Source organism: Lentzea sp. NPDC037011, from assembly GCF_055607425.1.
Genome location: NZ_JBVJRT010000005.1, coordinates 483,086 through 505,964, shown reverse-complemented (window position 1 = coordinate 505,964; position 22,879 = coordinate 483,086). Strand labels below are relative to the sequence as shown.

Below are 22,879 nucleotides of genomic sequence, written 5' to 3'. Positions count from 1 at the left end.
TGGGTGGCAGTGCTGTGATCGAGCGTAGAGACTCGGGGTATGTCTGAACAGGAGTACCGCGTCGAGCACGACACGATGGGCGAGGTCCGCGTGCCGGTCGACGCATTGTGGCGTGCCCAGACCCAACGCGCGGTCGAGAACTTCCCGATTTCCGGTCGAGGCCTGGAACGCGCGCAGATCCGCGCCCTCGGCCTGCTGAAGGCCGCGGCGGCCCGCGTGAACGCCCGCCTCGGTGTCCTCCCCGACGACGTCGCCGCCGCGATCGCCGCGGCCGCCGACGACGTCGCCTCCGGCGCCCACGACGAGCACTTCCCGGTCGACGTCTTCCAGACGGGCTCCGGCACGTCGTCGAACATGAACGCCAACGAGGTCATCGCCACCCTCGCCACGCGCTCCCTGGGCCGTGACGTCCACCCGAACGACCACGTCAACGCCTCCCAGTCGTCCAACGACACGTTCCCCACGACCCTGCGCGTGGCCGCCACGGAAGCCGTGGTGACCGACGTCGTCCCGGCACTGGAACACCTGGAGTCGGTGCTCGCGCAGCGTGCTCTTGAGTGGTCCGACCTGGTCAAGTCCGGCCGCACGCACCTGATGGACGCCGTGCCGATCACCCTGGGCCAGGAGGCGGGCGCCTGGGCCGCCCAGGTCCGCTACGGCGTCGAACGCCTGAACGCCTCGATCCCGCGCCTGGCCGAGCTCCCGATCGGCGGCACCGCCGTGGGCAGCGGCCTGAACGCCCCCGAGGGGTTCGGCGCCGCGGTCGCCGCCGAGCTCGCCACCGCGACCGGCCTCCCCTTGACCGAGGCCCGCGACCACTTCGAGGCCCAGGCCACCCAGGACGGCGTGGTCGAGATCTCCGGCCAGCTCCGCGCGACCGCCGTGGCCCTGTTCAAGATCGCCAACGACCTCCGCTGGCTCGGCTCCGGCCCCCGCACCGGCCTCGGCGAGCTCGCACTGCCCGACCTCCAGCCCGGCAGCTCGATCATGCCCGGCAAGGTCAACCCGGTGATCTCCGAGGCCACGATGATGGTCGTGGCCCAGGTCATCGGCAACGACGCCGCGGTCGCGTTCGCCGGCTCCCAGGGCAACTTCCAGCTGAACGTGATGCTGCCCGTGATCGCCCGCAACGTCCTGGAGTCCTCCCGCCTGCTCGCCGCCGTCGCCCGCCTGCTGGCCGACAAGGTGCTCTCGGGCGCCGAGGCCCAGGAGTCGCAGATGCGCGAGTACGCCGAGTCGTCGCCGTCGATCGTGACGCCGCTGAACCGCTACCTCGGCTACGAGGAGGCCGCCTCCATCGCCAAGCAGTCGCTGAAGGAGCGCAAGACGATCCGCGCGGTGGTGCTGGAGCGCGGTCACGTGCCCGGGAAGCTGAGCGAGGAGCAGCTGGACGAGGCGCTGGACGTGCTGCGGATGGCCCGCGGCGGACGTTGACGCCCAGGTCGTCCGTCGGGGCACGGCAGGACCGGGTGCGCGGGGGCGTCGCTTCGACGACCTCCGCGCGCTCGCGGCGGATCTGGCGCTGAGGGTGGAGTTCCCCGGAGGCTGGACGCGTCCGGTCCGTCGCGTCTACACGCACCTGATGCCGTTCAGCGGGCCAAGAGCAGGAAGGCCGTCAGCTTGGAGACGGCGTGATGCTGCAGCTAGGCACGGATGAGCTGACTTGGTGCGACCGTGAACCGGTCTCGGCCGGTCTCCGTTTCAACGCCCCGGGGACGCCGGGTCGAGATGATGATCAGATCGCGGCCGCCGGCGTCGGCTTGGCGCGACACGATCTCGCAGTCCAGCTCGACTTCGACCGGGTACACCGCGTCGGGCGTCAGCCGGTCATCCGCATCGAACACCGGCGGCTTGTCGAAGAGGCTCCAGACCGCTCCGTCGGCGTCGGTGAGCTGAACCTCGACCCAACCCGGCTGAGGTTCATCGCTCACCCAGCGCACCGCTTGGCATCTCACTCGTGTCATGCGGACGAGTATGACGGCCTGGAAGATCAGCTAGACCGAAAACAGCAGGTCAGGAGTACATCGCGAGCCAGATGGCGATGTAGTGGCAGATGGCCGCCACCACGGTCGCCGCGTGGAAGAACTCGTGGTACCCGAACACCTGCGGCCACGGGTTCGGCCACCGGGTCGCGTAGAACACGGCCCCGGCGGTGTACAGCAGCCCGCCGACGAGCAGCAGCACCAGAGCGGCCGCCCCGGCGTGGTGCAGCAGTTCGGGCAGGACGAAGACGGCCACCCAGCCCAGGGCGATGTAGATGGGCACGCCGAGCCAGCGGGGGGCGTGCGGCCAGACCAGTTTCAGGGTCACGCCGGCCAGTGCGCCGAGCCAGACCACCCAGAGCACGACGTGGCCGGTGTCGCGGTCCATCGCCAGCAGTGCGAACGGGGTGTAGGTGCCGGCGATGAACACGAAGATCATCGAGTGGTCGAGGCGCTTCATCCACGTGCGGACGCGTTCGGACTGCCACGTCACGCGGTGGTACAGCGCGGAGACGCCGAACAGGCCCACGACGGTGGCGCCGTAGACGGAGGTCGCCAGTGCGGCGAGGCCGGACACCGTGGAGGCCGCCAGCGCGATGAGCGTGGCACCGGTGGCGACGGAGACTATGAAGGACCAGAGGTGCAGCCATCCACGCAGGCGCGGCCGCAGTCCGGGCTGTGGGGGAAGAGGCGCAGCAGCGGTCACAGGACAACAGGTTACGCCACCGTAGGTTTCCGACCATGGATCAGTGATGAACTCCGCACGGCGTACGCTGTTCGGACGTGGCACTCCGCACGCGTGTGAAAGACGTCGCTATCCACCTCTACGAGTGGATTCTCCGGCGCGAGCTGAGCGGGACGCAGGTGCCCAAGCACGTCGGTGTCGTGCTCGACGGGAACCGGCGGTGGGCGCGGGAGGCCGGGTTCACCGACGTCGCGCACGGGCACCGGGCGGGGGCGCGGAAGATCCTGGAGCTGCTCGAGTGGTGCGGTGACGCGAAGGTCGAGGTCGTCACGCTCTGGATGTTGAGCACGGACAACCTCAACCGGCCGTCCGACGAGCTCGCGCCGCTGCTGGACATCATCGCCGACATCACCGACGAGCTCGCCGCCGACGGCAACCCGTTCCGGGTGCGGCACGTGGGTGCGATCGACATGTTGCCGCGGGAGCACGCCGAGCGGCTCACGACCGCGGCGGCCAAGACCAGGGACCGCACCGGCATCCAGGTCAACGTCGCCGTGGCGTACGGGGGGCGGCAGGAGATCGCGGACGCGGTCCGCAAGCTGTTGCAGGCGCACGCCGAGCGCGGCGGGACGATCGAGGAGCTCGCGGAGGTCTTGGACGTCGACCACATCGCCGAGCACCTCTACACCTCGGGGCAGCCGGACCCGGACCTGATCATCCGCACGTCCGGGGAGCAGCGGCTGTCCGGGTTCATGCTGTGGCAGTCGGCGCACTCGGAGTTCTGGTTCTGCGAGGCGTACTGGCCCGGCTTCCGGCGCACTGACTTCCTGCGGGCGATGCGCGAGTACGCCAAGCGCCACCGCCGTTACGGCGGTTAGTGACCCGCACGCGGAACGGGGCGCCCACGGCGAAGGTGGGCGCCCCGTTGTGCGTGAGGACGTCAGCCCTCGAAGTTGACGTCGTCGCCGTCCACGATGCCGCCGGCGGCGCAGGTCTCGGTGATGCTCGGCGAGTTCACCGGCACGGCCGCACCCAGCACGCCGACGTTGTTGCCGCAGACACCGACGACGGCGTCGACGTTGTTGCCGTTCAGCACGCTCAGCAGCCCGCCGTTGGACTGGTCGAAATCGGGGGCCGCGGAGGCCATGCCGACGCCGAGCATCATCAGGCCAGCCGCGGCGGCCGCAGCGGCACACGCCTTCTTCAGCATTTCTTCTCCTCGTGAACGGGTGCTACTGCCGGAAACGGTCCAGGGACGCCATCAAATGACGTCCCTGGACCCGGGAATTACCTGAAGGCGGAAATCAGCCCTCGAAGTTGACGTCGTCGCCGTCCACGATGCCGCCGGCGGCACAGGTTTCCGTGATGCTCGGCGAGTTGATCGGCACCGCGGCGCCCAGCACGCCGACGTTGTTGCCGCAGGCGCCGACGACGGCGTTGACGTTGTTGCCGTTCAGCACGCTGAGCAGCGGGCCGTTCGACTGGTGGAAGCCGTGGTAGTAGTTGTGGTGGCCCTGGTCGTGGCCGTGGTGGTCGTCGCCCTCGCCGGCCATGGCGGCCGGGGCGAACGCGAGCGACAGAGCGGCAGCAGCGGCGACCGCGGCGAAAACCTTCTTCACGTCGTTCTCCTTCATGTCGGGTCTCCCCGTCATTTCCGGAGTCTTCGGGGATCTCCGGACGGTGGGGTTCTCGTGCAGAAAAGCTACCCGCGGGAATCTGGCTTGATGCTCCCGTTGCCCCCATTGTGTGACGGCATGATCAACAACATTCCCCCTTCAGGTGGTGTTCGTTTCGCGATTCGGCCGCGACCGGGACGCTGTGGTACACGCTCTACGCTCTCCTGCTCATGGACGCAGGCGAGCTGGTGCGCAGGTACCTGGTGCTGGGGCTGCGGCTCGGGCGGCTGAGGTCGGGGTTCGTGGACTCGTACACCGGCGACCCGGCGCTGAGCCGCGCGGTCGACAACGAACCGCGCCTGGACCCGCGGGCGCTCGCCGGGCACGCCCGGCAGCTGCGCGCGGAGTTGCTGGACTGCGCCGACCTCGCCGACCAGCGCAAACAGTTCCTCGACGCGCACCTGAGGGCGATGGAGTGCAACGCGCGCAAGCTCGCCGGCGAGCGCATCTCGTTCGTCGACGAGGTGGAGCAGTACTTCCAGGTGCGCATCCGCCCCGGTGACGAGGACGCGTACGCGCAGGCGCACCGCAACCTCGACGCGCTGCTGCCCGGTCGCGGGTCGCTGGGCGACCGGCTGGCCGACTTCCGCGCGGACGACGAGGTGCCGAAACGGCGGCTCCAGGGGTGCGTGCAGGCCCTGTCCAGCGCCCTGCGGGACCGCGTGCGGCACCGGTACGCGCTGCCCGAGCAGGAGATCGTCGAGTACCAGGTCGTCACGAACAAGCCGTGGAGCGGCTTCAACTACTACCTGGGCGGCTACCGGTCCAGGGTCGCGATCAACGCCGACATGGGCCACCGCATGTCGAACCTGCCGCACCTGGTCGCGCACGAGTCCTACCCCGGCCACCACACCGAGCACTGCCGCAAGGAGGCCGGGCTCGTCCACCGGCGCGGGCACGCCGAGCAGTCGATCTTCCTGATCAACACGCCGCAGTGCCTGATGGCCGAGGGCATGGCCGACCTGGGGCTGCACGCCGTCGTCGGGCCCGGCTGGGGCCTGTGGACCGAGGAGGTCCTGCGCGACCTCGGGTTGCGAATGGACGGCCGACTGTCCGAAGAGGTCGAGGCCGCGGCGGCCGGTCTGCTCACCGTGCGGCAGGACGCCGCGCTGATGCTGCACGACCGAGGTGCCGACCAGGACGACGTCGTCGCGTACCTGCGCAAGTGGCTGTTGGTGCCGGACCGCCGCGCACGGCAGATGGTGCGTTTCCTGGCGGACCCGCTGTGGCGCGCGTACACGACGACGTACGTCGAGGGGGTGCGCCTGGTCAGGGCCTGGCTGGACGTCCGCGCGCCCGGTGAGTCGCTCGAGTCCCGGTACCTGAGGCTCCTCGACGAGCCGCTGGTGCCGGAGTCCCTGCGGGCCCAAGTGCGCGAAGGGCTGTCGTGGCTCGCCCGCAACGCCGCCGAGAGCGGCTCCTGACCTGCGGATAAACCTCTGCGACCACGTTTCGTCCAGTTTTCGCGGAGATGACAAGTTCGGATTCACCTGTGTGGCTTCATGCACACGTGGCACTTCCGCAGGTAACTTCGGAAGTGGCGGGACGCGACCACTGCGGACCGCGCAGGGAGGCTCTGATCGTGGCAGACGACGTCGCGAGGGGGCCGGCACCCGGCCCTCGTGGCCGACCAGCCTGAAAGGGCGGGACGGTCGATCAGGGTGGTGCCTGGCCCAGCGAGGAGCGGACGCGGGTGCCGCGTTCGTGAGGGAGTTGCCGTGAACGCACGACGTCCCGCGAGCCGTTCCTCAGGCTCATCGCGCACATCCTCCTCCCGGCGCAAGTCCGCCGCTCCGGCCATCACCACGTATGTGCTGGACACGTCGGTACTGCTGTCCGACCCGCTCGCCCCCACCCGGTTCGCGGAGCACGAGGTCGTGCTCCCGCTCGTGGTGATCAGCGAGCTGGAGGGCAAGCGCCACCACCCCGAACTGGGCTGGTTCGCGAGGGAGGCCCTGCGCCTGCTCGACGACCTGCGCTTGCGGCATGGTCGCCTCGACTCGCCGATCCCCATCGGGGATCTGGGGGGCACCTTGCACGTCGAGCTCAACCACTCCGACCAGGAGGTGTTGCCATCAGGCTTCCGAACGGACTCCAACGACGCCCGGATCCTCGCGTGCTCCCTCAACCTCGCTGCTGAGGGGCGCAACGTCACCCTGGTGACGAAGGACATGCCGCTGCGGGTCAAGGCCGGATCGGTCGGCCTGCCCGCGGAGGAGTACCGGGCGCACGACGTCACCTTGTCCGGCTGGACCGGGATGTCCGACCTGGACGCTCCGCAGTCCCTGGTGGACGGCCTGTTCAAGGAGAACGTCGTCGACCCGGCCCAGTACGAGGGCCTGGAGCACGTCGCCGAGCTGCCCTGCCACACCGGTCTGCGGTTGCTGGCGGGCACGTCGAGCGCTCTGGGCCGGGTGACCGCGGACAAGCAGATCAGGCTGGTGCGCGGGGATCGGGAGGCGTTCGGACTGCACGGGAGGTCCGCTGAGCAGCGGATCGCGCTGGACCTGCTGCTCGACGCCGATGTCGGCATCGTCTCGCTGGGCGGACGTGCGGGCACCGGCAAGTCGGCACTGGCGCTGTGCGCCGGTCTCGAAGCGGTGATGGAACGACGGCAGCACCGCAAGGTCGTGGTGTTCCGGCCGCTCTACGCGGTCGGCGGCCAGGAGCTCGGGTACCTGCCCGGCAGCGAGAACGAGAAGATGGGACCGTGGGCGCAGGCGGTGTTCGACACCCTCGGCGCGCTGGTGAGCCAGGCGGTGCTGGAGGAGGTGCTGGACCGCGGGATGCTGGAGGTCCTGCCGCTCACCCACATCCGCGGCCGCTCGCTGCACGACTCCTTCGTGATCGTGGACGAGGCGCAGTCGTTGGAGCGCAACGTCCTGCTGACCGTGCTGTCGCGGCTGGGCAGCAACTCGCGGGTGGTGCTGACGCACGACGTGGCGCAGCGCGACAACCTGCGGGTCGGGCGGCACGACGGCGTGGCGGCGGTGATCGAGAAGCTGAAGGGCCACCCGCTCTTCGCCCACATCACCCTGACCCGCTCGGAGCGGTCGCCGATCGCGGCGCTCGTCACGGAGATGCTGGAGGACTACGCCTCGTAGTGTCCTGAGTGGACGGAACGGCCCCGCGTTCCCACCGCGCGGGGCCGTTTCCCGTTCTCTGCCAGGACACAGACCCTAGTCGAGCGCGCGCCTCATGAAGCCGCGCAGACCGAGGCCGCCGAAGCCCGCGATCGCCACGACGAGCACCAGCAGCACGACCGGCAGCGGCATGTGCGGCACCTCCGGCACCAGCTCCGCCCGCATGCCCTCGCTGACGTACGTCAACGGGTTCAGCGCGCAGACCACCTTGAACCACAGCAGGTCGTCGCTCAGCGACCGCCACGGGAACTGCGACGAACCGGTGAACAGCAACGGCGTCAGGATCACCGCGAACATCACGTTGACCCGGCGCGCGGGCACCGACGTGCCGATGACCATGCCGACCGACCCGCCCGCGAGACAGCCCAGGACGATCACCAGCAGCGCACCGGGGATTCCCGACCACTGCCAGGAGACGTCGAGCATCACGAACCCGACCGGCACCATCAGCACCGCGGCGAAGAACCCGCGGATCGCGCCGAACACGATCTTCTCCACCGCGACCAGCGGGATGGAGATCGGCGCCAGCAGCCGGTCCTCGATCTCCCGCGTCCACGAGAAGTCCAGCACCAGCGGCAGCGTCGTGTTCTGCAGCGCGCCCAGGAACCCGTTCATCGCGATGATGCCGGGCAGCAGCACCTGCGCGAAGTCGTCCTGGACGTACCCGATGTCCCCCAGCACCTTCGCGAAGATGAAGAGGATGAAGAACGGCTGGATGATGACCTGCGCGAGGAAGCTCGGCAGCTCGCGTCCGGTGACGAAGACGTCGCGCCACAGGATCGCCTTGAACGTGCGCAACTGGCTCACCGCAGCTCCCGCCCGGTCAGGTGGATGAAGACGTCCTCCAGGCTGGGCTTGCCGATCGCCACGTCGCTGACGACGACGTCGAGGTCGCGCAGCACGTTCAGCACCGCCGGCAGCGTGACCGCGGTGTCGGCGTCGGTGTACACGCGGTACATCCCGCCGACCTCCTCGACCCGCTGCGCACCGTCCACCTCGGACAGCACCTGGTTGATCTTCGCGGGCTCGTGGCCGTTCGGGCTCACCGTGACGCTGACGGTGTTGCTGCCGGGCAGGTTCCTCGTGAGCTCCGCGGGCGTGTCGAGGGTGAGCAGCTTGCCGTGGTCGACGATGCCGACCCGGTCGCACAGCTTCGCCGCCTCGTCCATGTCGTGCGTGGTCAGCACGACCGTGACGCCCTCGGCGTGCAGTGCGGCGACGCGTTCGTGGACGAAGAGCCGGGCCTGCGGGTCGAGCCCGGTGCTCGGCTCGTCGAGGAACAGCACCTTCGGGCGGTGCATGAGCGCGCGGGCGATCATCAGCCGTTGCGCCTGACCGCCGGAGAGCGTGTCCACGAGCGCGTTGCGGTGGTCCTTCAGCCCCATGCGTTCGAGGATGTCGTCGGCGAGCTGCTGGCGTTCCTTCGGTCCGATGCCGTGGTAGGCGGCGTGGAACAGCAGGTTCTGCCGTGCGTTGAGCGAGCGGTCGAGGTTGTTGCGCTGCGGCACGACCGCGAGCAGCTGCCGTGCGCGCTTGGAGTCGGCGACCACGTCGACGCCCTCCACGAGCGCCTGCCCCGAGGTGGGGCGGACGCGCGTGGTGAGCACGCCGACCGTGGTCGTCTTGCCGGCCCCGTTCGGGCCGAGCAGGCCGAACACCTCACCGCGGCGGACGGTGAAGCTCAACCCGTCCACCGCCGGCTTTTGTCCTGGTTTGTAGATTTTGCGGAGTTCTCTCACGGAGACCGCGTCGTCCATTTCTCACCAACCCCCTGGCAACGGCCGCCCTTCCGCGAAGCCAGCAGCGGACTGGATGCCGAGAACTGCCTTGTCGTGGAACTCCTCCAGCGAGGTCGCACCCGCATACGTGCAGGCCGAGCGAACGCCGGACGTTATCGCGTCGAGCAGATCCTCCACGCTCGGGCGCGCCGGGTCCAACCGCATTTTCGACGTCGAGATGCCTTCTTCGAACAGGCCCTTCTTCGCACGGTCGAACGCGTTGTCGCTGCGCGTGCGCGCCGTGACCGCCCGCTTCGACGCCATTCCGAAGGATTCCTTGTAGAGATTCCCGCGTTCGTCGCGCTGCAGGTCACCGGGCGACTCGTAGGTGCCGGCGAACCAGCTGCCGACCATGACGCTGCTCGCGCCCGCCGCCAACGCCAGCGCCACGTCCCGCGGGTGCCGCACGCCGCCGTCGGCCCACACGTGCTTGCCGAGCCCGCGCGCCTCGGCGGAGCACTCGGCGACGGCGCTGAACTGCGGCCGGCCGACGCCGGTCATCATGCGGGTGGTGCACATCGCGCCCGGTCCCACGCCGACCTTGATGATGTCCGCGCCGGCCTCGACGAGGTCCCGCACGCCCTCCTTCGTGACCACGTTGCCCGCGGCGATCGGCACGGTCGGGCTCGCCTCGCGAACCGCGCGGATGGCGCCGATCATCTTCTCCTGGTGCCCGTGCGCGGTGTCGACGACCAGCACGTCCACCCCGGCCTTGAGCAGCGCCTCCGCCTTGGCCCTGACGTCGCCGTTGACCCCGACCGCCGCGGCGATCCGCAGCTGCCCGTCGTCGTCGGTGGCGGGCTTGTAGATCTCCGCCCGCAACGCCGAGAGCTCGGTCAGCACGCCGCGCAGCCGTTGCTGCTCATCGACGCCGAGCGCGATCTTGTGGGTGCTGTGGTGCAGGTGCTCGAAGACGTCCTGCGGCTTGGTGTCGAGCGGCAGCAGGAGGACGTCGGTGTTCATGACGTCGCCGATGCGCGCGAACCGGTCGACCCCGGTGCACGCGGCCTCGTCCACCACACCGATGGGCCGCCCACCGTCGTCGACGACGACAACCGCGCCGTGCGCACGCTTGTGCATGAGGTTGCGCGCGTCCGCCACGGCGTCACCGGTGGTGAGGGTGAGCGGCGTGTCCCAGACCGGGTGCCGCTCCTTGACCCAGGCGGTGATCTCCGCGACGGCCTCCGTGGGCACGTCCTGCGGGATGACCACGATCCCGCCGCGCCGCGCGATGGTCTCGGCCATCCTGCGCCCGGCCACGGCCGTCATGTTCGCCACGACGATCGGGATGGTGGCGCCGGTGCCGTCCGAGGTGGACAGGTCGACGCCGAACCGCGACTCCACGGCGCTGCGGCCGGGGACGAGGAAGACGTCGTCGTAGGTCAGGTCGTAAGAGGGTCGATGCCCTTCGATGAACCGCACGTGCTTCCACGATACGCGCAGCGCCCGGGATGGCCAGCCGCGTCTACGGCCGCCACACGTACGGCGTCGTGGTCGTCACAGCCGTGAACCCGAGCTGTTCCAGGATCGGCCGTGAGTCCTCCGACGCGTCCACCTGCAGGTACCGGACGCCGCGCTCGACCGCGATCCGCGCCCGGTGCGCCACCAGCGCCCGGTAGATGCCGCGCCCGCGCCACCGCTCCAGCGTCGAGCCGCCCCACAGCCCGCCGAACTCGGTGCCCGGCACGACCTCCAGCCGGGCCGACGACACGACCACGTCCCCGGCCTCCGCGACGACGATCACCACGTCCGGGTCGTCCTTGATCGACACCAGCCGGTCGACGAGCGCGCCGCAGTCCTTGCCCCACACTTCGCCGAGGCAGTCGCCGATGCGCCGCAGGTCGGCCTCGGCCCGCGTCTCCCGCAGCACCACGCCGGCGACCTCGACCGGCGCCGTCATCTCCTCGGCGAGGCCGATCAACACCGTCTCCCGGTCCTCGGCGGCGAACCCGGCGGCCTCCAGGCGCCGCGGCAGGCCGGCGGGCCGGTCGTGGGCCCAGGTCTTCCACTCGACCGGCTGACCGCGCCGCGCGAAGACGTCGCGCTGCCGTGCGATCAGGGCGTCCAGCTCGGCGCCGGTGACGCCCAGGTCGGGCAGGCCCGCGACGGTGCCTCCGTGCGGGCCCTCCACCCGGAACACCGGGCCGTCGCGGTGCACGGGGGCGCCGGGGACCGCGTTCGCCCACTCGGCGGGACGGGCCTGGGTGTCGTAGGCGCTCAGCAGAGCGGCAGCGTCGGTCACTGACCCAACGCTATGGGCGCCGGTTCCTCGATCGCACGCGATTTACCGCCCTTGTGCAGCGCGATGCCGCACCCGAGCGTCACGGTGACGACGCCGACCGCGGACGCGAACGTCAGGTCCTGCACGCCGAGCAGCACGGACGCCGCCAGCCCCGCGACCGGCATCAGGCCGATGAGCACGCCCGCGCGGTCGGAGCCGAGGCGGTGCACGGCGAAGTACCAGAGGCCGAACGCCAGCGCGGTGACGAGGACGGCGAGCGACACGAGCGCAAGCGCCTGCTTCGCGTCGGGCACCTGCCAGCCGCCGACGAACGTGCCCAGGACGGACCCGATGACGGCCGCGATGATGCACGTCCAGGTGGCCACGCCGAGCACGCCGAGCCGTTTCACCACACCGACCGCGAACAGCGTGAAGCAGACCTCGCCGGCCATCGTGAGCAGGGCGAGCAGCAGGCCGGGGCCGTGCCACGCGCCACCGCCGGACAACACCACCACACCCGCGGCCACCACCACCGCGCCGACGATCGCGGCAAGCGACCGTTGCCGGGCGAGCAGGGCGAGGGCGATCGGCGAGGCACCCATGACGGCGGCGACGAAACCGGGTTCCGCGTACTGCTGGGCGGCGATGAGCAGGGCGTTGAAGCCGAGCATGCCGGTGAGCACCACGCCGAGCAGCGGCGGGAGGTCGCGCCACGACGGCACCGGCAGCCGGCGCGCGACCAGCAGCAGGATGGCCGCCGCGAGGGCGTAGCGCAGGGCCTGGCCGGTCAGGACCGGGTAGCCGGCCAGCATTCCCGTGATCGGAACCGACGCACCGACGATCGTTGCCGCTGTCGCTCCCGCGGCCACCCCGAGTCTCATGCACCAGAGCTTTGCCGCGGACTGGTCCAGATTTAAGCTCCACTTCGATGTCTGCGAACTGGACCACTTTCCGCGAGCTGCTGCTGCCCGAGCACCAGCGGCGCCGTGGCGTGGAGGCAGCGCTGCGGCGGGCGGTCCGGGACGGGCGGCTCGCACCGGGCACGCGGCTGCCGTCGTCGCGCGACCTGGCCGCGCAGCTCGGCGTCGCGCGCGGCACCGTCACGTCGGCGTACGCGCAGCTCGTGGCGGAGGGCTACCTCACGGCCCGGCGCGGGTCGGGTACGACGGTCGCGGCGCTCGGGCCGGCCGGGGTGTGCGGGGTGCCGGAGCCGCCGCGGCGCTGGCGGTACAACCTGCGGCCGGGACTGCCCGCGCTGAGCGCGTTCCCGCGCGCCGACTGGGTCGCGGCGCACCGCGCGGCGCTGGCCGAGCTGCCCGACGACGACCTCGCCTACCCCGACCCGGCCGGGTTCGTGGGGCTGCGCAAGGAGATCGTCGACTACCTGGCGCGGGTGCGCGCGGTCGTGGCGCGCGACGCGGTGATCACCAACGGCTCGGCGGACGGGCTGCAGCTGACCGCGCGGATGCTGAACGGCAGCATCGCGATCGAGGAGCCGAGCCACTTCGGCGGCGCGGACCTGCTGCGGTCGCACGGCCTCAAGCCGGTGTCGGTTCCCGTTGACGACAAGGGAATCCGGGTCGACCTGTTGTCCAGAACGGACTGTCGCGCGGTGCTGGTGACGGCGGCGCACCAGTTCCCGCTGGGGGTGGTGCTGCACCCGGAACGGCGGCGGGCGCTGGTGGAGTGGGCGCGCGAGCGGGACGGCCTGATCATCGAGGACGACTACGACGCCGAGCACCGCTACGACCGGCCGGCGCTGGGCGCGTTGCAGGCGCTGGCGCCCGACCACGTCGTGTACCAGGGGACGACGAGCAAGGTGCTCGCGCCGGCCCTGCGGCTGGGGTGGCTGGTGGTGCCGGAGCGGTTGCGCGCGGGCGTCGTGGACCGCAAGAAGTACAACGACATGGGCACCGGCACGATCCCGCAGGCCGCCTTCGCGCACCTGCTGCGGACCGGTGGCTACGACCGGCATCTGCGCCGTACGCGCGCGCTCTACCGCAAGCGCCGGGATGCGTTGCTCGACGCCGTTGCGACGCACTTGCCGTCGTGGCAGCCGATCGGTGTCGCGGCCGGGTTGCACGTGGTGCTGCGCATGCCGGACGGCACGGACGACATGGCGTTGAAGCGCGTGCTGGAGGCGCGAGGTGTGCACGTGTGGGCGCTCGCGCAGTACGCGCGCACGCCCATGTGGCCCGGACTGGTGCTGGGCTACGCCGCGCTGACGCCGGACCGCCTGCGCGAGGCAGTCCGCGAGATCGCCGCGGTGGTCTAGAGGGCTGGTCTGAGCACCTGGCCAGAAGCCTTGCCCGCCCCTCCCCCTCCTTGCAGACGCCAGCAGAGCCAGGAGTGGGAGCTCGGAGGCGTCACAGGCACAACAGCTGGCAACCTGCTCAGAGGATGTGTTCGCGCTTCTCGGCGACGGTGTTGCCCTGGAGGATGTGCTCGCGGGCCTGACCGGCGGTGGCACCGGCCGTGACAGCGGCGACGGTGGCGACGAGCAGGGCGGCGGCGATGATCTTGACGGCTCGCATGGCGCGGTGAACCCCCAGGTAGAACGAATGTCGGGCCCAGCCTAGTCCGGCCCTCGAGAAATTGTCAGTGCACGGGTGCACCATGAAACCGTGCACCTCTCCGAAGTAGTCGACACGTCGGCCGCGGTGGCCGCGACGCGGTCGCGCCTGGCCAAGGTCAAGGCGCTGGCCGCGGTGCTGCGCGCGGCGGTGGCCCCCGCGGACGCCGAGGACGTTGCAGGGGCCGGAGGCGCCGCTGGCACCGGGGACGCCGCAGGAGCCGAGGGCACCTTGGACGCCGAGAACGCCGCCGGCACCGCGGACACGGTGGTCGCCGTCGTGTCGTTCCTCATCGGCACGCCCCGGCAGGGCCGCATCGGCACCGGCTGGCGGACGGTCCTCGACCTGTCCGTGCCCCCGGCCGCGGAGCCGTCGCTGACCGTGGCCGAGGTCGACCTGACGCTGGGGGCCGTCGCCACGACGTCCGGCAAGGGGTCGGCGCAGCGGCGGGTCGACCTGCTGGTGGGGCTGTTCGGCCTGGCCACGGCCGCCGAGCAGGACTTCCTGCGCCGCCTGCTGACCGGTGAGCTGCGGCAGGGCGCGCTGGAGGGCGTGATGCTCGACGCCATCGCCTCGGCGGCGGACGTGCCGGGTGAGGCGGTCCGCAGGGCGTTCATGCTGTCCGGTCGCCTGCCGGAGACGGCCGTGGCGGCGTTGCGGGGCGGTGCCGGGGAGCTGGAGGCGTTCCGGCTGGAGGTCGGCCGGCCGCTGCGCCCGATGCTGGCCTCCCCCGCCGAGTCGCTCGACGCGGCGCTGACCGAGCTGGGCGGCTGCGTCGTGGAGCACAAGCTCGACGGGGCCCGCATCCAGGTGCACCGCTCCGGCGACGAGGTGCACGTCTACACCCGCACGTTGCGGGAGATCACCAAGACCGTGCCGGAGCTGGTCGAGCTCGTCCGCGGCCTGCCGTGCACCTCGGTCGTGCTGGACGGCGAGACGCTGGCGCTGACCGACGAGGGCCGCCCGCGCCCGTTCCAGGAGACGATGAGCCGCTTCGGCGCGCAGGACGAACGCGAGCTGCTGCTGCACCCGTACTTCTTCGACTGCCTGCACCTCGACGGGGAGGACCTGCTCGACGAACCGCTGCGCGACCGCCTCGCCGCCCTGCGCTCGGTCGCGGGTGAGCACGTCATCCCCGGCGTCCTCGACCCGTCACCGGAAGAGGCAGGCGCGGTGGTGGCGGCGTCGCTGGGCGCTGGCCACGAGGGTGTGATGGTGAAGTCGCTGTCCTCGGTCTACGCGGCGGGCCGGCGCGGCCGCTCCTGGCAGAAGGTGAAGCCGGTCCACACCCTCGACCTCGTGGTCCTGGGCGTCGAGTGGGGCTCCGGGCGCCGCCGCGGCTGGCTGTCGAACCTCCACCTCGGCGCCCGCGACCCGGACGGTGGCCCGCCGATCATGGTCGGCAAGACCTTCAAGGGCCTCACCGACGAGCTGCTGACCTGGCAGACGAAGGCCCTGCAGGAGATCGCGGTCTCCGAGGACGAGTGGGTCGTGATGGTCCGCCCGGAGCTCGTGATCGAGATCGAGCTGGACGGCGTGCAGGTCTCGCCGCGCTACCCCGGCGGCGTGGCCCTGCGCTTCGCCCGCGTGGTCCGCTACCGCCCGGACAAGGACCCGTCCGAGGCCACGACGATCGAGGAGGTGCGCGCCCTCCTGCCGACGGCGCTCAGCACCGGCCCGTGACGACCGCGATCTGCGCGGCGAGCGCGAGCAGCTGCCGCAGCTCGTCGTAGCGCTGGTAGTCGTGCGTGCCGGCGGCGGCGAAGCGCTCCTCCAACCCGGCGTGCACCTCGTCTAACACGGCGAGCTGCATCGCCGTGAGCCGTCCGCGCCGCACGAGCGCGGCGGCGAGGCAGTGCAGGTCGACGTCGGCGATGGTGCCCTTCGAGTACCGGAACCAGACGGCGTGCAATGCCGCTTCCCGCCGTGCGCCGTGCCAGTGCGACGGCCGGTTGGGGTTGGGCGCGGCCGGGTGCGGCACCCGCAGACCGAGCCGCTTGGCCCGCCGCCGCAGCACGGCGTAGGCGCGGACCTCGGCCTGCCACGCGTCCCGGCCGGCCGTGAGCACCTCCACCGCCAGCGGCAACGCCGCCGGGTCGGAGGCGAAGTCACCGGCCACGGCCTCCAGGAAGCTCATCGACGCCGCGAACCCGATGGGGTGGTAGCGCTCGACGCAGCCCTTCAGGCCGTTGACCCGCTGGTTCAGCGGCAGCGAGACGTCGAGCGCCTTCCTGGCCGACCGGGCGCAGCTCACGCCGCAGGGCAACCGGACGGCGGCACCGAGCCGGGATGCGGCAGCGGCTCCCCCGCGGACGGAAGTCGCGGGGGGAGCCGGTCCACGCCGCCCTGGACCTCAGGTCAGGTCCGGGCCCTGCTCCCGCAGGTCGTCCACCTTCGACATCGCGTCCCGCAGCTCGGCCAGCCACGAGTCCGCGTGCTCCCCGACCAGCCGCACGGCCCACGCCAGCGCATCGGCCCGTGACCGCGCCACACCGGCGGCCACCAGGGTGTCGAGCACCTGGCGCTCCGGCTGACGCAGGCGCGTCATCACCGGCACGGCCAGGTGCGTGAAGAGCTCGCGGGTGCCGCCCTGCACGGCGCCCCACGCCACCTTGCGGCCGTAGCGGTGCTCGGCCTGGCGGGCGATCTCGATGCGTTCGTCGCGGGTCTGCTCGCGCCACCGGGAGATGCGGCCCGACTCGGCCGCCGCGCGGGAGACGTCGTCGAACTCGCCCTCCAGGTCGGGCAGCGTGCCGACGACGGTGATCTCCTCGCGGTCGACGACGACCTCGGGGGCGCCGGTGAACCAGCCGTCCGGCAGCCGGCCTGTGAACCAGGCCGCCGCGTCGTCGGCCGGTGGCAGGTCAGCCTGCTGCCAGCCTCCTCGTCCGCGCCATCCACGTCCCATTTCCACCACACCCTTGATTACATGATTACGTCGTTACCGACGTTACGCCTGCAATCAGTCAGAGGGTGTTCGCCGACAGTGAAGTGACCAGCGCGTCCACCGACACCACCGGCCGGTCGCACACGTAACCGCGGCACACGTACGCGGCGGGCGCCTCGTCCACCGGCGGACGGTCCTCCAGCAACGGCGCCGAGCCGGGTTCGCCGGCCACCACGACCCCACCGCCGGGCACGTGGGCCACCGCCGTCGCGAACAGCTCGACCAGGCGCGGATCGTCGACCGCCCCCACCACGGCGACCTGCACCGGGCCCGCCACCAGCGCCTCGGCGACGGTGAGCCAGTGACCCGCGAACCGGGGCGCGCGTGCGGCCAGCAGACCCGCGCGGGTCACCGCCGCAGCGGCGGCCTCGGCGTAGTGGGCCGACCGGTCCGCGCCGACCAGCAGGGACGCGGTCAGCAACGCCGAGGCCAGCGACGAGGCACCGGAGGGTGAGGCGTTGTCGGTCGAGTCGGCCGGACGGCGCACCAGCTCCTCGGCGTCGTCCGCGGTGTCGAAGTAGGCCCCTGCGGTGCCGGGGACGGCGAAGCGCGCCAGTGCCGTGTCCAGCAGGCCGCACGCCGTGTCGAGCCACCGCACCGACCCGGTGACCTGGTGCAGCGCGAGCAGGCCGTCCGCCAGGCACCCGTAGTCCTCCAGCACGCCCGCGGACGGGCCGGCGACACCGTCGCGCGAGGTCCGCAGCAGCCGTCCCTCGACCAGGTGCACGCCGGTCAGCGTCGTGGCCGCCGTCGTCGCCGCGAGCACCCAGGACGTCTCGCCGAAGAACGCGCCCGCCTCGGCCAGCGCCGCGATCGCCATGCCGTTCCAGGCCGCGACCACCTTGTCGTCGCGGCCGGGCTGCGGGCGCTCGGCACGCCGCGCGAGCAACGCCGCCCGCACGTCCTCCCCCGGCTCGGACACGAACCGCAGCGTGGACCTGCCGTCCTCGAAGTTCGGCTCCTCGGTGACGCCGAAGGCTTCTGCCGCCGCCGCACCCAGCTCGTCGTACGACCACACGTAGGTCAGGCCCTCGACGCCCTCGGTGTCCGCGTCCAGCGACGCCGCGAAGCCGCCCTCGTCCGTGCGCAGCTCGCGCAGCAGGAACCCGGCCGTGTCACGCGCGACCCGCTCATAGCGCGAAGAACCCGTGACACGCGTGAGGTGCGTGTAGAAGCGGAGCAGCAAAGCGTTGTCGTACAACATCTTCTCGAAGTGCGGCACGACCCAGGACGCGTCGACGCTGTATCGGGCGAACCCACCACCGAGCTGGTCGTACATGCCGCCGTCGGCCATCGCGTCGGCCGTGACGGTCGCCATCGACAGCGCCTGCACCGAGCCCGTGCGTTCGTGGTGGCGCAGCAGGAACTCCACCACCATCGACGGCGGGAACTTCGGTGCGCCGCCGAAGCCGCCGTTGCGCCGGTCGAACTCGCCCAGCAACGACACCACCGCACCGCCCAGCACCTCGGCGTCCACAGTGGATGGCGGTAGCGGCGTGGCGCGGCGCGAGATCTCCTCCACCACGGCCGAGGCGGACGCCAGCACCTCGTCACCCTGCGTCGTCCACGCCGAGGAGACCGCCTCGACCAGCTGCCGGAACGACGGCATGCCGGGCCGCGGCGACGGCGGGTAGTAGGTGCCCGCGTGGAACGGCTTGGCGTCGGGGGTGAGGAACACGGTCATCGGCCAGCCGCCGTGGCCGGTCATGGCCTGCGTGACCTCCATGTACACCGCGTCGACGTCCGGGCGTTCCTCGCGGTCGACCTTCACCGCCACGAAGTGCTCGTTCACGTACGCGGCGATGCCAGCGTCCTCGAACGACTCGTGTGCCATGACGTGGCACCAGTGGCAGGCCGCGTACCCGACGGAGAGCAGCACCGGGACGTCGCGCCGCCGGGCCTCCTCGAACGCCTCGGGGCACCACGGCCACCAGTCGACCGGGTTGTCCGCGTGCTGCAGCAGGTAGGGGCTGGTCGCGTCCGCTAGCCGGTTCGTCATGCGAACAACACTAAATGAGCAGCGGAAACGGCGACTCTCGATCAGACTCGACCGGGTGTTGCTCACCTTGACCACCACCCACCGGCCGGCAACCGACCTCGGTCACCTGCTGCACAAGCACCCGGACCGGGCCCAGTCGTTCACGACGAGCTCGGGTGTCGCGCACGTCTTCTACCCGAAGGCGACGCACGAGGAGTGCACGGTCGCCCTCCTGCTGGAGGTCGACCCGGTCGCGCTGGTGCGAGGTCCCGGCAGCACGCTCACCCAGTACGTCAACGACCGCCCGTACGCGGCCGGGTCGTTGCTCACGGTCGCGCTCGGCAGCGTGTTCCGCACCGCCATGAACGGCCGCAGCGACAGCTACCCGGAGCTGGCGCGCACGCCGATCCCGCTGGTGGTCCGCATTCCCGCGCTGCCGCACCGGCTCGCCGACCGGCTGTTCACGCCGCTGGGCTGGACCGTCGAGGTCGACGAGCACGGCGACTCCCGCTACGGCGACGTCACGCTGACCGGCACGGTCAAGCTCAGCGACGCGCTCCGGCACCTGTACGTGCTGCTGCCCGTGCTCGACGGCGGCAAGCACTACTGGGTCGCCGCCGACGAGGTCGACAAGCTGCTCAAGGCCGGTGACGGCTGGCTGGCGCGGCACCCGGACAAGGAACTGATCACCACCCGGTACCTGGCGCGCAAGCGGCCGCTGGTGCTGTCGGCGCTGGAACGGCTCGCCGAGGTCGACGAGGTCGAGCCGGAGGAGCTGGACAACGCGCTGGCCGAACCGGAGGTCTCGCTCGCCGCGCAGCGCAAGGTGGCCGTGGTCGAGGCGCTCAAGCAGGCGCGGGCCAAGCGCGTGCTCGACCTCGGCTGCGGTGGGGGCGCGCTGCTGCGGGTGCTCGTCGACGAACCCGAGTTCACCGAGCTGCACGGCGTCGACGTGTCCGCGAAGGCGCTGCAGGAGGCCGCGCGCAAGCTGAAGCTCGACCGCGTGAACGACCGGGCGCGCGAGCGGATCACGCTGCGGCAGTCGGCTCTGACCTACGCGGACCCCGAGCTCGCCGGGTACGACGCGGCGGTGCTGATGGAGGTCGTCGAGCACGTCGACCCGTCGCGGCTGCCCGCGCTGGAGCACTCGGTGTTCGTGGTCGCGCGCCCGGCGACGGTCCTCGTGACCACGCCGAACGTGGAGTACAACCCGCTCTTCGACACGTTGCCGGAGGGCCGGTTGCGGCACTCCGACCACCGTTTCGAGTGGACTCGCGCGGAGTTCCGGGAGTGGGCGGGAGGTGTGGCCGCACGACGCGGTTACACCGTGCGACATGTGCCGATCGGGCCGGAGGACGCCGAACGTGGCGCACCGACCCAGATGGCCGTGTTCAGCCTGGGGGCGGAGAACTGATGGAACTGAAGATCCCGGACCTGTGCCTGGTGGTGCTGGTGGGCGCCTCCGGCTCGGGCAAGTCCACGTTCGCGCGCAGGCACTTCCTGCCCACGCAGGTGCTGTCCAGCGACTACTTCCGCGGGCTCGTCTCCGACGACGAGAACGACCAGTCGGCGTCCGCGGCGGCGTTCGACGTGCTGCACCACGTCGCGGCGAAGCGGCTGGAAGCCGGCAAGGTCACCGTGGTCGACGCGACCAACGTGCAGGCGCCCGACCGCGCGAAGCTGGTCGAGATCGCGAAGCGCGCGAACGTGCTGCCGGTGGCGATCGTGCTGGACACGCCGGCCGACGTCTGCCTGCGGCGCAACGCATCGCGGCCGGACCGCGACTTCGGCGCGCACGTCGTGAAGCGGCACCGGGCCGCGTTGCACCGGTCGTTGAAGCATCTGGGCAAGGAGGGCTTCAAGCGCGTGCACGTGCTGCGCTCGGAGTCCGATGTGGACAACGCGACCGTCGTGCACGAGAAGCTGCTCAACGACCTGCGGCACGAGACCGGCCCGTTCGACGTGATCGGTGACGTGCACGGCTGCCGCGCCGAGCTGGAGGAGCTGCTCACCGAGTTGGGCTACGCGCTGGTCCGCGACGAGGAGGGGCGCGCGGTCGACGCGCTGCCGCCGGGTGACCGCAGGGCCGTGTTCGTCGGCGACCTGGTCGACCGCGGCCCGGACACGCCCGGTGTGCTGCGGCTCGTCATGGGCATGGTCGCGAACGGCCACGCGCTGAGCGTGCGCGGGAACCACGAGGAGAAGCTGGTCCGCGCGTTGCGCGGGCACAAGGTGACGGTCCGGCACGGGCTGGAGAAGTCGCTGGAGCAGCTCGCGCACGAGCCGGAGGAGTTCCGCCTGGCTGCGCAGAAGTTCTGCGACGGGCTGATCGCGCACTACGTGCTGGACGACGGCAAGCTCGTCGTGGCGCACGCGGGCCTGCCCGAGCGCTACCACGGCCGTGCGTCGGCGAAGGTGCGCAGCTTCGCGCTCTACGGCGACACGACCGGCGAGACCGACGAGTACGGCCTGCCCGTGCGGCTGCCGTGGGCGAACGACTACCGCGGCTCCGCGATGGTGCTGTACGGGCACGTGCTGGTGCCCGAGGCCGAGTGGGTCAACAACACCATGTGCCTGGAGACGGGCGTGGTGTTCGGCGGGAAGCTGACCGCGTTGCGCTACCCGGAGAAGGAGCTCGTCTCCGTCAAGGCGCACCAGGTCTGGTACGAGAACGACCGGCCGTTCCCGCCGCCGGTCGCCGAGCGCGCGCCGGACGTGCTGTCGCTGACCGACGTCACCGGCCTGCGCCGGATCGAGACGTCGGTGATGGGCGCGGTGACGGTGCGCGCGGAGCAGTCGGCCTCGGCGCTGGAGGTGATGAGCCGGTTCGCGATCGACCCGCACGACCTGCTGTACCTGCCGCCGACGATGGCGCCCACGGCGACCTCGCGGCGCGAGGACGTGCTGGAGCACCCCTCCGACGCGTTCGCCGAGTACCGCGCGGCCGGTGTCGCGCAGGTCATCTGCGAGGAGAAGCACATGGGCTCCCGCGCGGTGCTGCTGGTGCGCGAGGAGGGCGGGGCGGTGTACACGCGCACCGGCCGCGCGTTCTTCGACGGCGCGTTGGGCGAGGAACTGCTCGACCGGGTGCGGGAGGCCGTCCGGCCGCTGTTCGCCGAGCTCGCCACCGACTGGCTGCTCCTCGACGCCGAGCTGCTGCCGTGGAACGCCAAGGCCTCCGGCCTGATCCGCGAGCAGTACGCGGCGGTCGGCGCGGCGGCCGGTGGCGCGCTGCCGGTGGCGGTCGAGGCGTTGTCGGCTGCGGCGGCCCGTGGTGTGGACGTGTCGGACCTGCTGGCGCGTACTTCGCGTCGTGCCGCGAACGCCGTTGCGTACCAGGAGGCCTACTCGCGCTACTGCTGGCCCACGAACGGTCTGGAGGGCGTGCGGATCGCACCGTTCCAGCTGCTGGCGGCGGCCGGGCAGACGTTCCACGACCGCTCGCACCTGTGGCACCTGGAGAAGCTGGGTGCGCTGGAGGGTCCGCTGTGGCAGCAGACGCGGCACCTCGTGGTCGACGTCACCGACGAGTCCTCGGTGGCGCGCGGGGTCGGGTGGTGGGAGTCGCTGACAGCGGACGGCGGTGAGGGGATGGTCGTCAAGCCGCTGGCGAACCTGACCCGGCGGGCACAGCCGGGCGTGAAGGTGCGCGGGCGCGAGTACCTGCGGATCATCTACGGCCCCGACTACACCGGGCCGGCGAACCTGGCCCGTCTGCGCAAGCGCAGCCTCGGCCGCAAGCGCGGGCTGGCGTTGCGCGAGTACGCACTGGGCATCGAGGCACTGGAACGGGCAGCACGCGGCGAGCCGTTGTGGCGCGTGCACGAATGCGTGTTCGGCGTGCTGGCACTGGAGTCGGAACCGGTGGACCCGCGACTGTGACGGCCGGGACGCAC

The 22,879-nt window shown here is 71.3% G+C and carries 21 protein-coding genes; 8 read left to right on the top strand and 13 right to left on the bottom strand.

From position 1 onward, the window contains the following. Positions 1-39: 39 nt before the first annotated feature. Positions 40-1,434: a class II fumarate hydratase gene (locus ACZ7CH_RS17955; protein WP_470374367.1), complete on the top strand. Its 1,395-nt coding sequence runs from the start codon at positions 40-42 to the stop codon at positions 1,432-1,434. A 209-nt stretch (positions 1,435-1,643) separates the two neighbouring features. Here ACZ7CH_RS17955 and ACZ7CH_RS17950 read toward each other — a convergent pair whose 3' ends face one another. Beyond that, a complete protein-coding gene (locus ACZ7CH_RS17950; RefSeq protein WP_470374366.1) occupies positions 1,644-1,931 on the bottom strand; it encodes a hypothetical protein in 288 nt (95 codons plus the stop codon). An 82-nt stretch (positions 1,932-2,013) separates the two neighbouring features. Then, positions 2,014-2,688, bottom strand: coding sequence for a PAQR family membrane homeostasis protein TrhA (gene trhA, locus ACZ7CH_RS17945; RefSeq protein WP_360386037.1), 675 nt, complete (start codon positions 2,686-2,688; stop codon positions 2,014-2,016). Positions 2,689-2,765: 77 nt separating this feature from the next. On the opposite strand from trhA, the gene ACZ7CH_RS17940 reads away from it, so the two are divergent. Next, positions 2,766-3,545 carry an isoprenyl transferase gene (locus tag ACZ7CH_RS17940; protein WP_360386035.1) on the top strand — a complete coding sequence of 260 codons (780 nt, stop codon included), beginning with the start codon at positions 2,766-2,768 and terminating at the stop codon, positions 3,543-3,545. Between the two features lie 62 nt (positions 3,546-3,607). Here ACZ7CH_RS17940 and ACZ7CH_RS17935 read toward each other — a convergent pair whose 3' ends face one another. Then, on the bottom strand, positions 3,608-3,877 hold the full coding sequence (locus tag ACZ7CH_RS17935) for a hypothetical protein (RefSeq protein WP_360386033.1): 270 nt from the start codon (positions 3,875-3,877) through the stop codon (positions 3,608-3,610). 94 nt (positions 3,878-3,971) lie between these two features. Continuing rightward, a complete protein-coding gene (locus tag ACZ7CH_RS17930) occupies positions 3,972-4,286 on the bottom strand; it encodes a hypothetical protein (protein ID WP_360386031.1) in 315 nt (104 codons plus the stop codon). Positions 4,287-4,513: 227 nt separating this feature from the next. Here ACZ7CH_RS17930 and ACZ7CH_RS17925 point away from each other — a divergent pair, with 227 nt between their 5' ends. Then, on the top strand, positions 4,514-5,767 hold the full coding sequence (locus ACZ7CH_RS17925) for a DUF885 domain-containing protein (RefSeq protein ID WP_360386029.1): 1,254 nt from the start codon (positions 4,514-4,516) through the stop codon (positions 5,765-5,767). A gap of 387 nt (positions 5,768-6,154) precedes the next feature. Continuing rightward, the gene (locus ACZ7CH_RS17920) at positions 6,155-7,447 is read left to right on the top strand and encodes a PhoH family protein (protein WP_360386027.1); all 1,293 of its coding nucleotides are present in this window, start codon (positions 6,155-6,157) and stop codon (positions 7,445-7,447) included. A gap of 75 nt (positions 7,448-7,522) precedes the next feature. Here the strand turns inward: ACZ7CH_RS17920 and ACZ7CH_RS17915 are convergent, their stop codons facing one another. Genes ACZ7CH_RS17915 through ACZ7CH_RS17895 form a run of 5 tightly spaced genes read right to left on the bottom strand, consistent with a single transcriptional unit; the run spans position 7,523 to position 12,366 of the window. Beyond that, a complete protein-coding gene (locus ACZ7CH_RS17915; protein WP_360386025.1) occupies positions 7,523-8,293 on the bottom strand; it encodes an ABC transporter permease in 771 nt (256 codons plus the stop codon). After that, positions 8,290-9,243, bottom strand: coding sequence for an ABC transporter ATP-binding protein (locus tag ACZ7CH_RS17910; RefSeq protein ID WP_360386023.1), 954 nt, complete (start codon positions 9,241-9,243; stop codon positions 8,290-8,292). The genes ACZ7CH_RS17915 and ACZ7CH_RS17910 overlap by 4 nt, the downstream gene beginning before the upstream one ends. A 3-nt stretch (positions 9,244-9,246) precedes the next feature. After that, positions 9,247-10,686 carry a GuaB1 family IMP dehydrogenase-related protein gene (locus tag ACZ7CH_RS17905; RefSeq protein ID WP_360386021.1) on the bottom strand — a complete coding sequence of 480 codons (1,440 nt, stop codon included), beginning with the start codon at positions 10,684-10,686 and terminating at the stop codon, positions 9,247-9,249. Between the two features lie 43 nt (positions 10,687-10,729). Then, positions 10,730-11,506, bottom strand: coding sequence for a GNAT family N-acetyltransferase (locus ACZ7CH_RS17900; protein ID WP_470374365.1), 777 nt, complete (start codon positions 11,504-11,506; stop codon positions 10,730-10,732). Continuing rightward, complete coding sequence (locus ACZ7CH_RS17895; RefSeq protein WP_470374364.1) at positions 11,503-12,366, bottom strand: DMT family transporter; 864 nt, start codon at positions 12,364-12,366, stop codon at positions 11,503-11,505. Before ACZ7CH_RS17895 ends, ACZ7CH_RS17900 begins: the two co-directional genes overlap by 4 nt. A 47-nt stretch (positions 12,367-12,413) precedes the next feature. Between ACZ7CH_RS17895 and pdxR the strand changes: the two genes are divergently transcribed. Beyond that, positions 12,414-13,760 carry a MocR-like pyridoxine biosynthesis transcription factor PdxR gene (gene pdxR / locus ACZ7CH_RS17890; RefSeq protein WP_470374363.1) on the top strand — a complete coding sequence of 449 codons (1,347 nt, stop codon included), beginning with the start codon at positions 12,414-12,416 and terminating at the stop codon, positions 13,758-13,760. A gap of 118 nt (positions 13,761-13,878) precedes the next feature. On the opposite strand, the gene ACZ7CH_RS17885 is transcribed toward pdxR, so the two are convergent. Further along, positions 13,879-14,019, bottom strand: a complete 141-nt coding sequence (locus tag ACZ7CH_RS17885; RefSeq protein WP_470374362.1) for a hypothetical protein — start codon at positions 14,017-14,019, stop codon at positions 13,879-13,881. Between the two features lie 90 nt (positions 14,020-14,109). Between ACZ7CH_RS17885 and ACZ7CH_RS17880 the strand changes: the two genes are divergently transcribed. Then, positions 14,110-15,741: an ATP-dependent DNA ligase gene (locus ACZ7CH_RS17880; protein WP_470374361.1), complete on the top strand. Its 1,632-nt coding sequence runs from the start codon at positions 14,110-14,112 to the stop codon at positions 15,739-15,741. On the opposite strand, the gene ACZ7CH_RS17875 is transcribed toward ACZ7CH_RS17880, so the two are convergent. The 3 genes from ACZ7CH_RS17875 to ACZ7CH_RS17865 form a co-directional block, all read right to left on the bottom strand. Further along, positions 15,725-16,312 (bottom strand): hypothetical protein, encoded by a 588-nt coding sequence (locus ACZ7CH_RS17875; RefSeq protein ID WP_470374360.1) that lies wholly within the window; start codon positions 16,310-16,312, stop codon positions 15,725-15,727. The genes ACZ7CH_RS17880 and ACZ7CH_RS17875 overlap by 17 nt on opposite strands. Before the next feature lie 99 nt (positions 16,313-16,411). Continuing rightward, the gene (locus ACZ7CH_RS17870) at positions 16,412-16,966 is read right to left on the bottom strand and encodes a hypothetical protein (RefSeq protein WP_470374359.1); all 555 of its coding nucleotides are present in this window, start codon (positions 16,964-16,966) and stop codon (positions 16,412-16,414) included. 58 nt (positions 16,967-17,024) lie between these two features. Continuing rightward, a complete protein-coding gene (locus ACZ7CH_RS17865) occupies positions 17,025-19,004 on the bottom strand; it encodes a thioredoxin domain-containing protein (RefSeq protein WP_470374358.1) in 1,980 nt (659 codons plus the stop codon). 55 nt (positions 19,005-19,059) lie between these two features. Between ACZ7CH_RS17865 and ACZ7CH_RS17860 the strand changes: the two genes are divergently transcribed. Further along, entirely contained in the window at positions 19,060-20,397 is a 1,338-nt protein-coding gene (locus ACZ7CH_RS17860; RefSeq protein ID WP_470374357.1) for a 3' terminal RNA ribose 2'-O-methyltransferase Hen1, read from the top strand. After that, complete coding sequence (locus tag ACZ7CH_RS17855; RefSeq protein WP_470374356.1) at positions 20,397-22,865, top strand: polynucleotide kinase-phosphatase; 2,469 nt, start codon at positions 20,397-20,399, stop codon at positions 22,863-22,865. The genes ACZ7CH_RS17860 and ACZ7CH_RS17855 overlap by 1 nt, the downstream gene beginning before the upstream one ends. Positions 22,866-22,879: the final 14 nt, after the last annotated feature.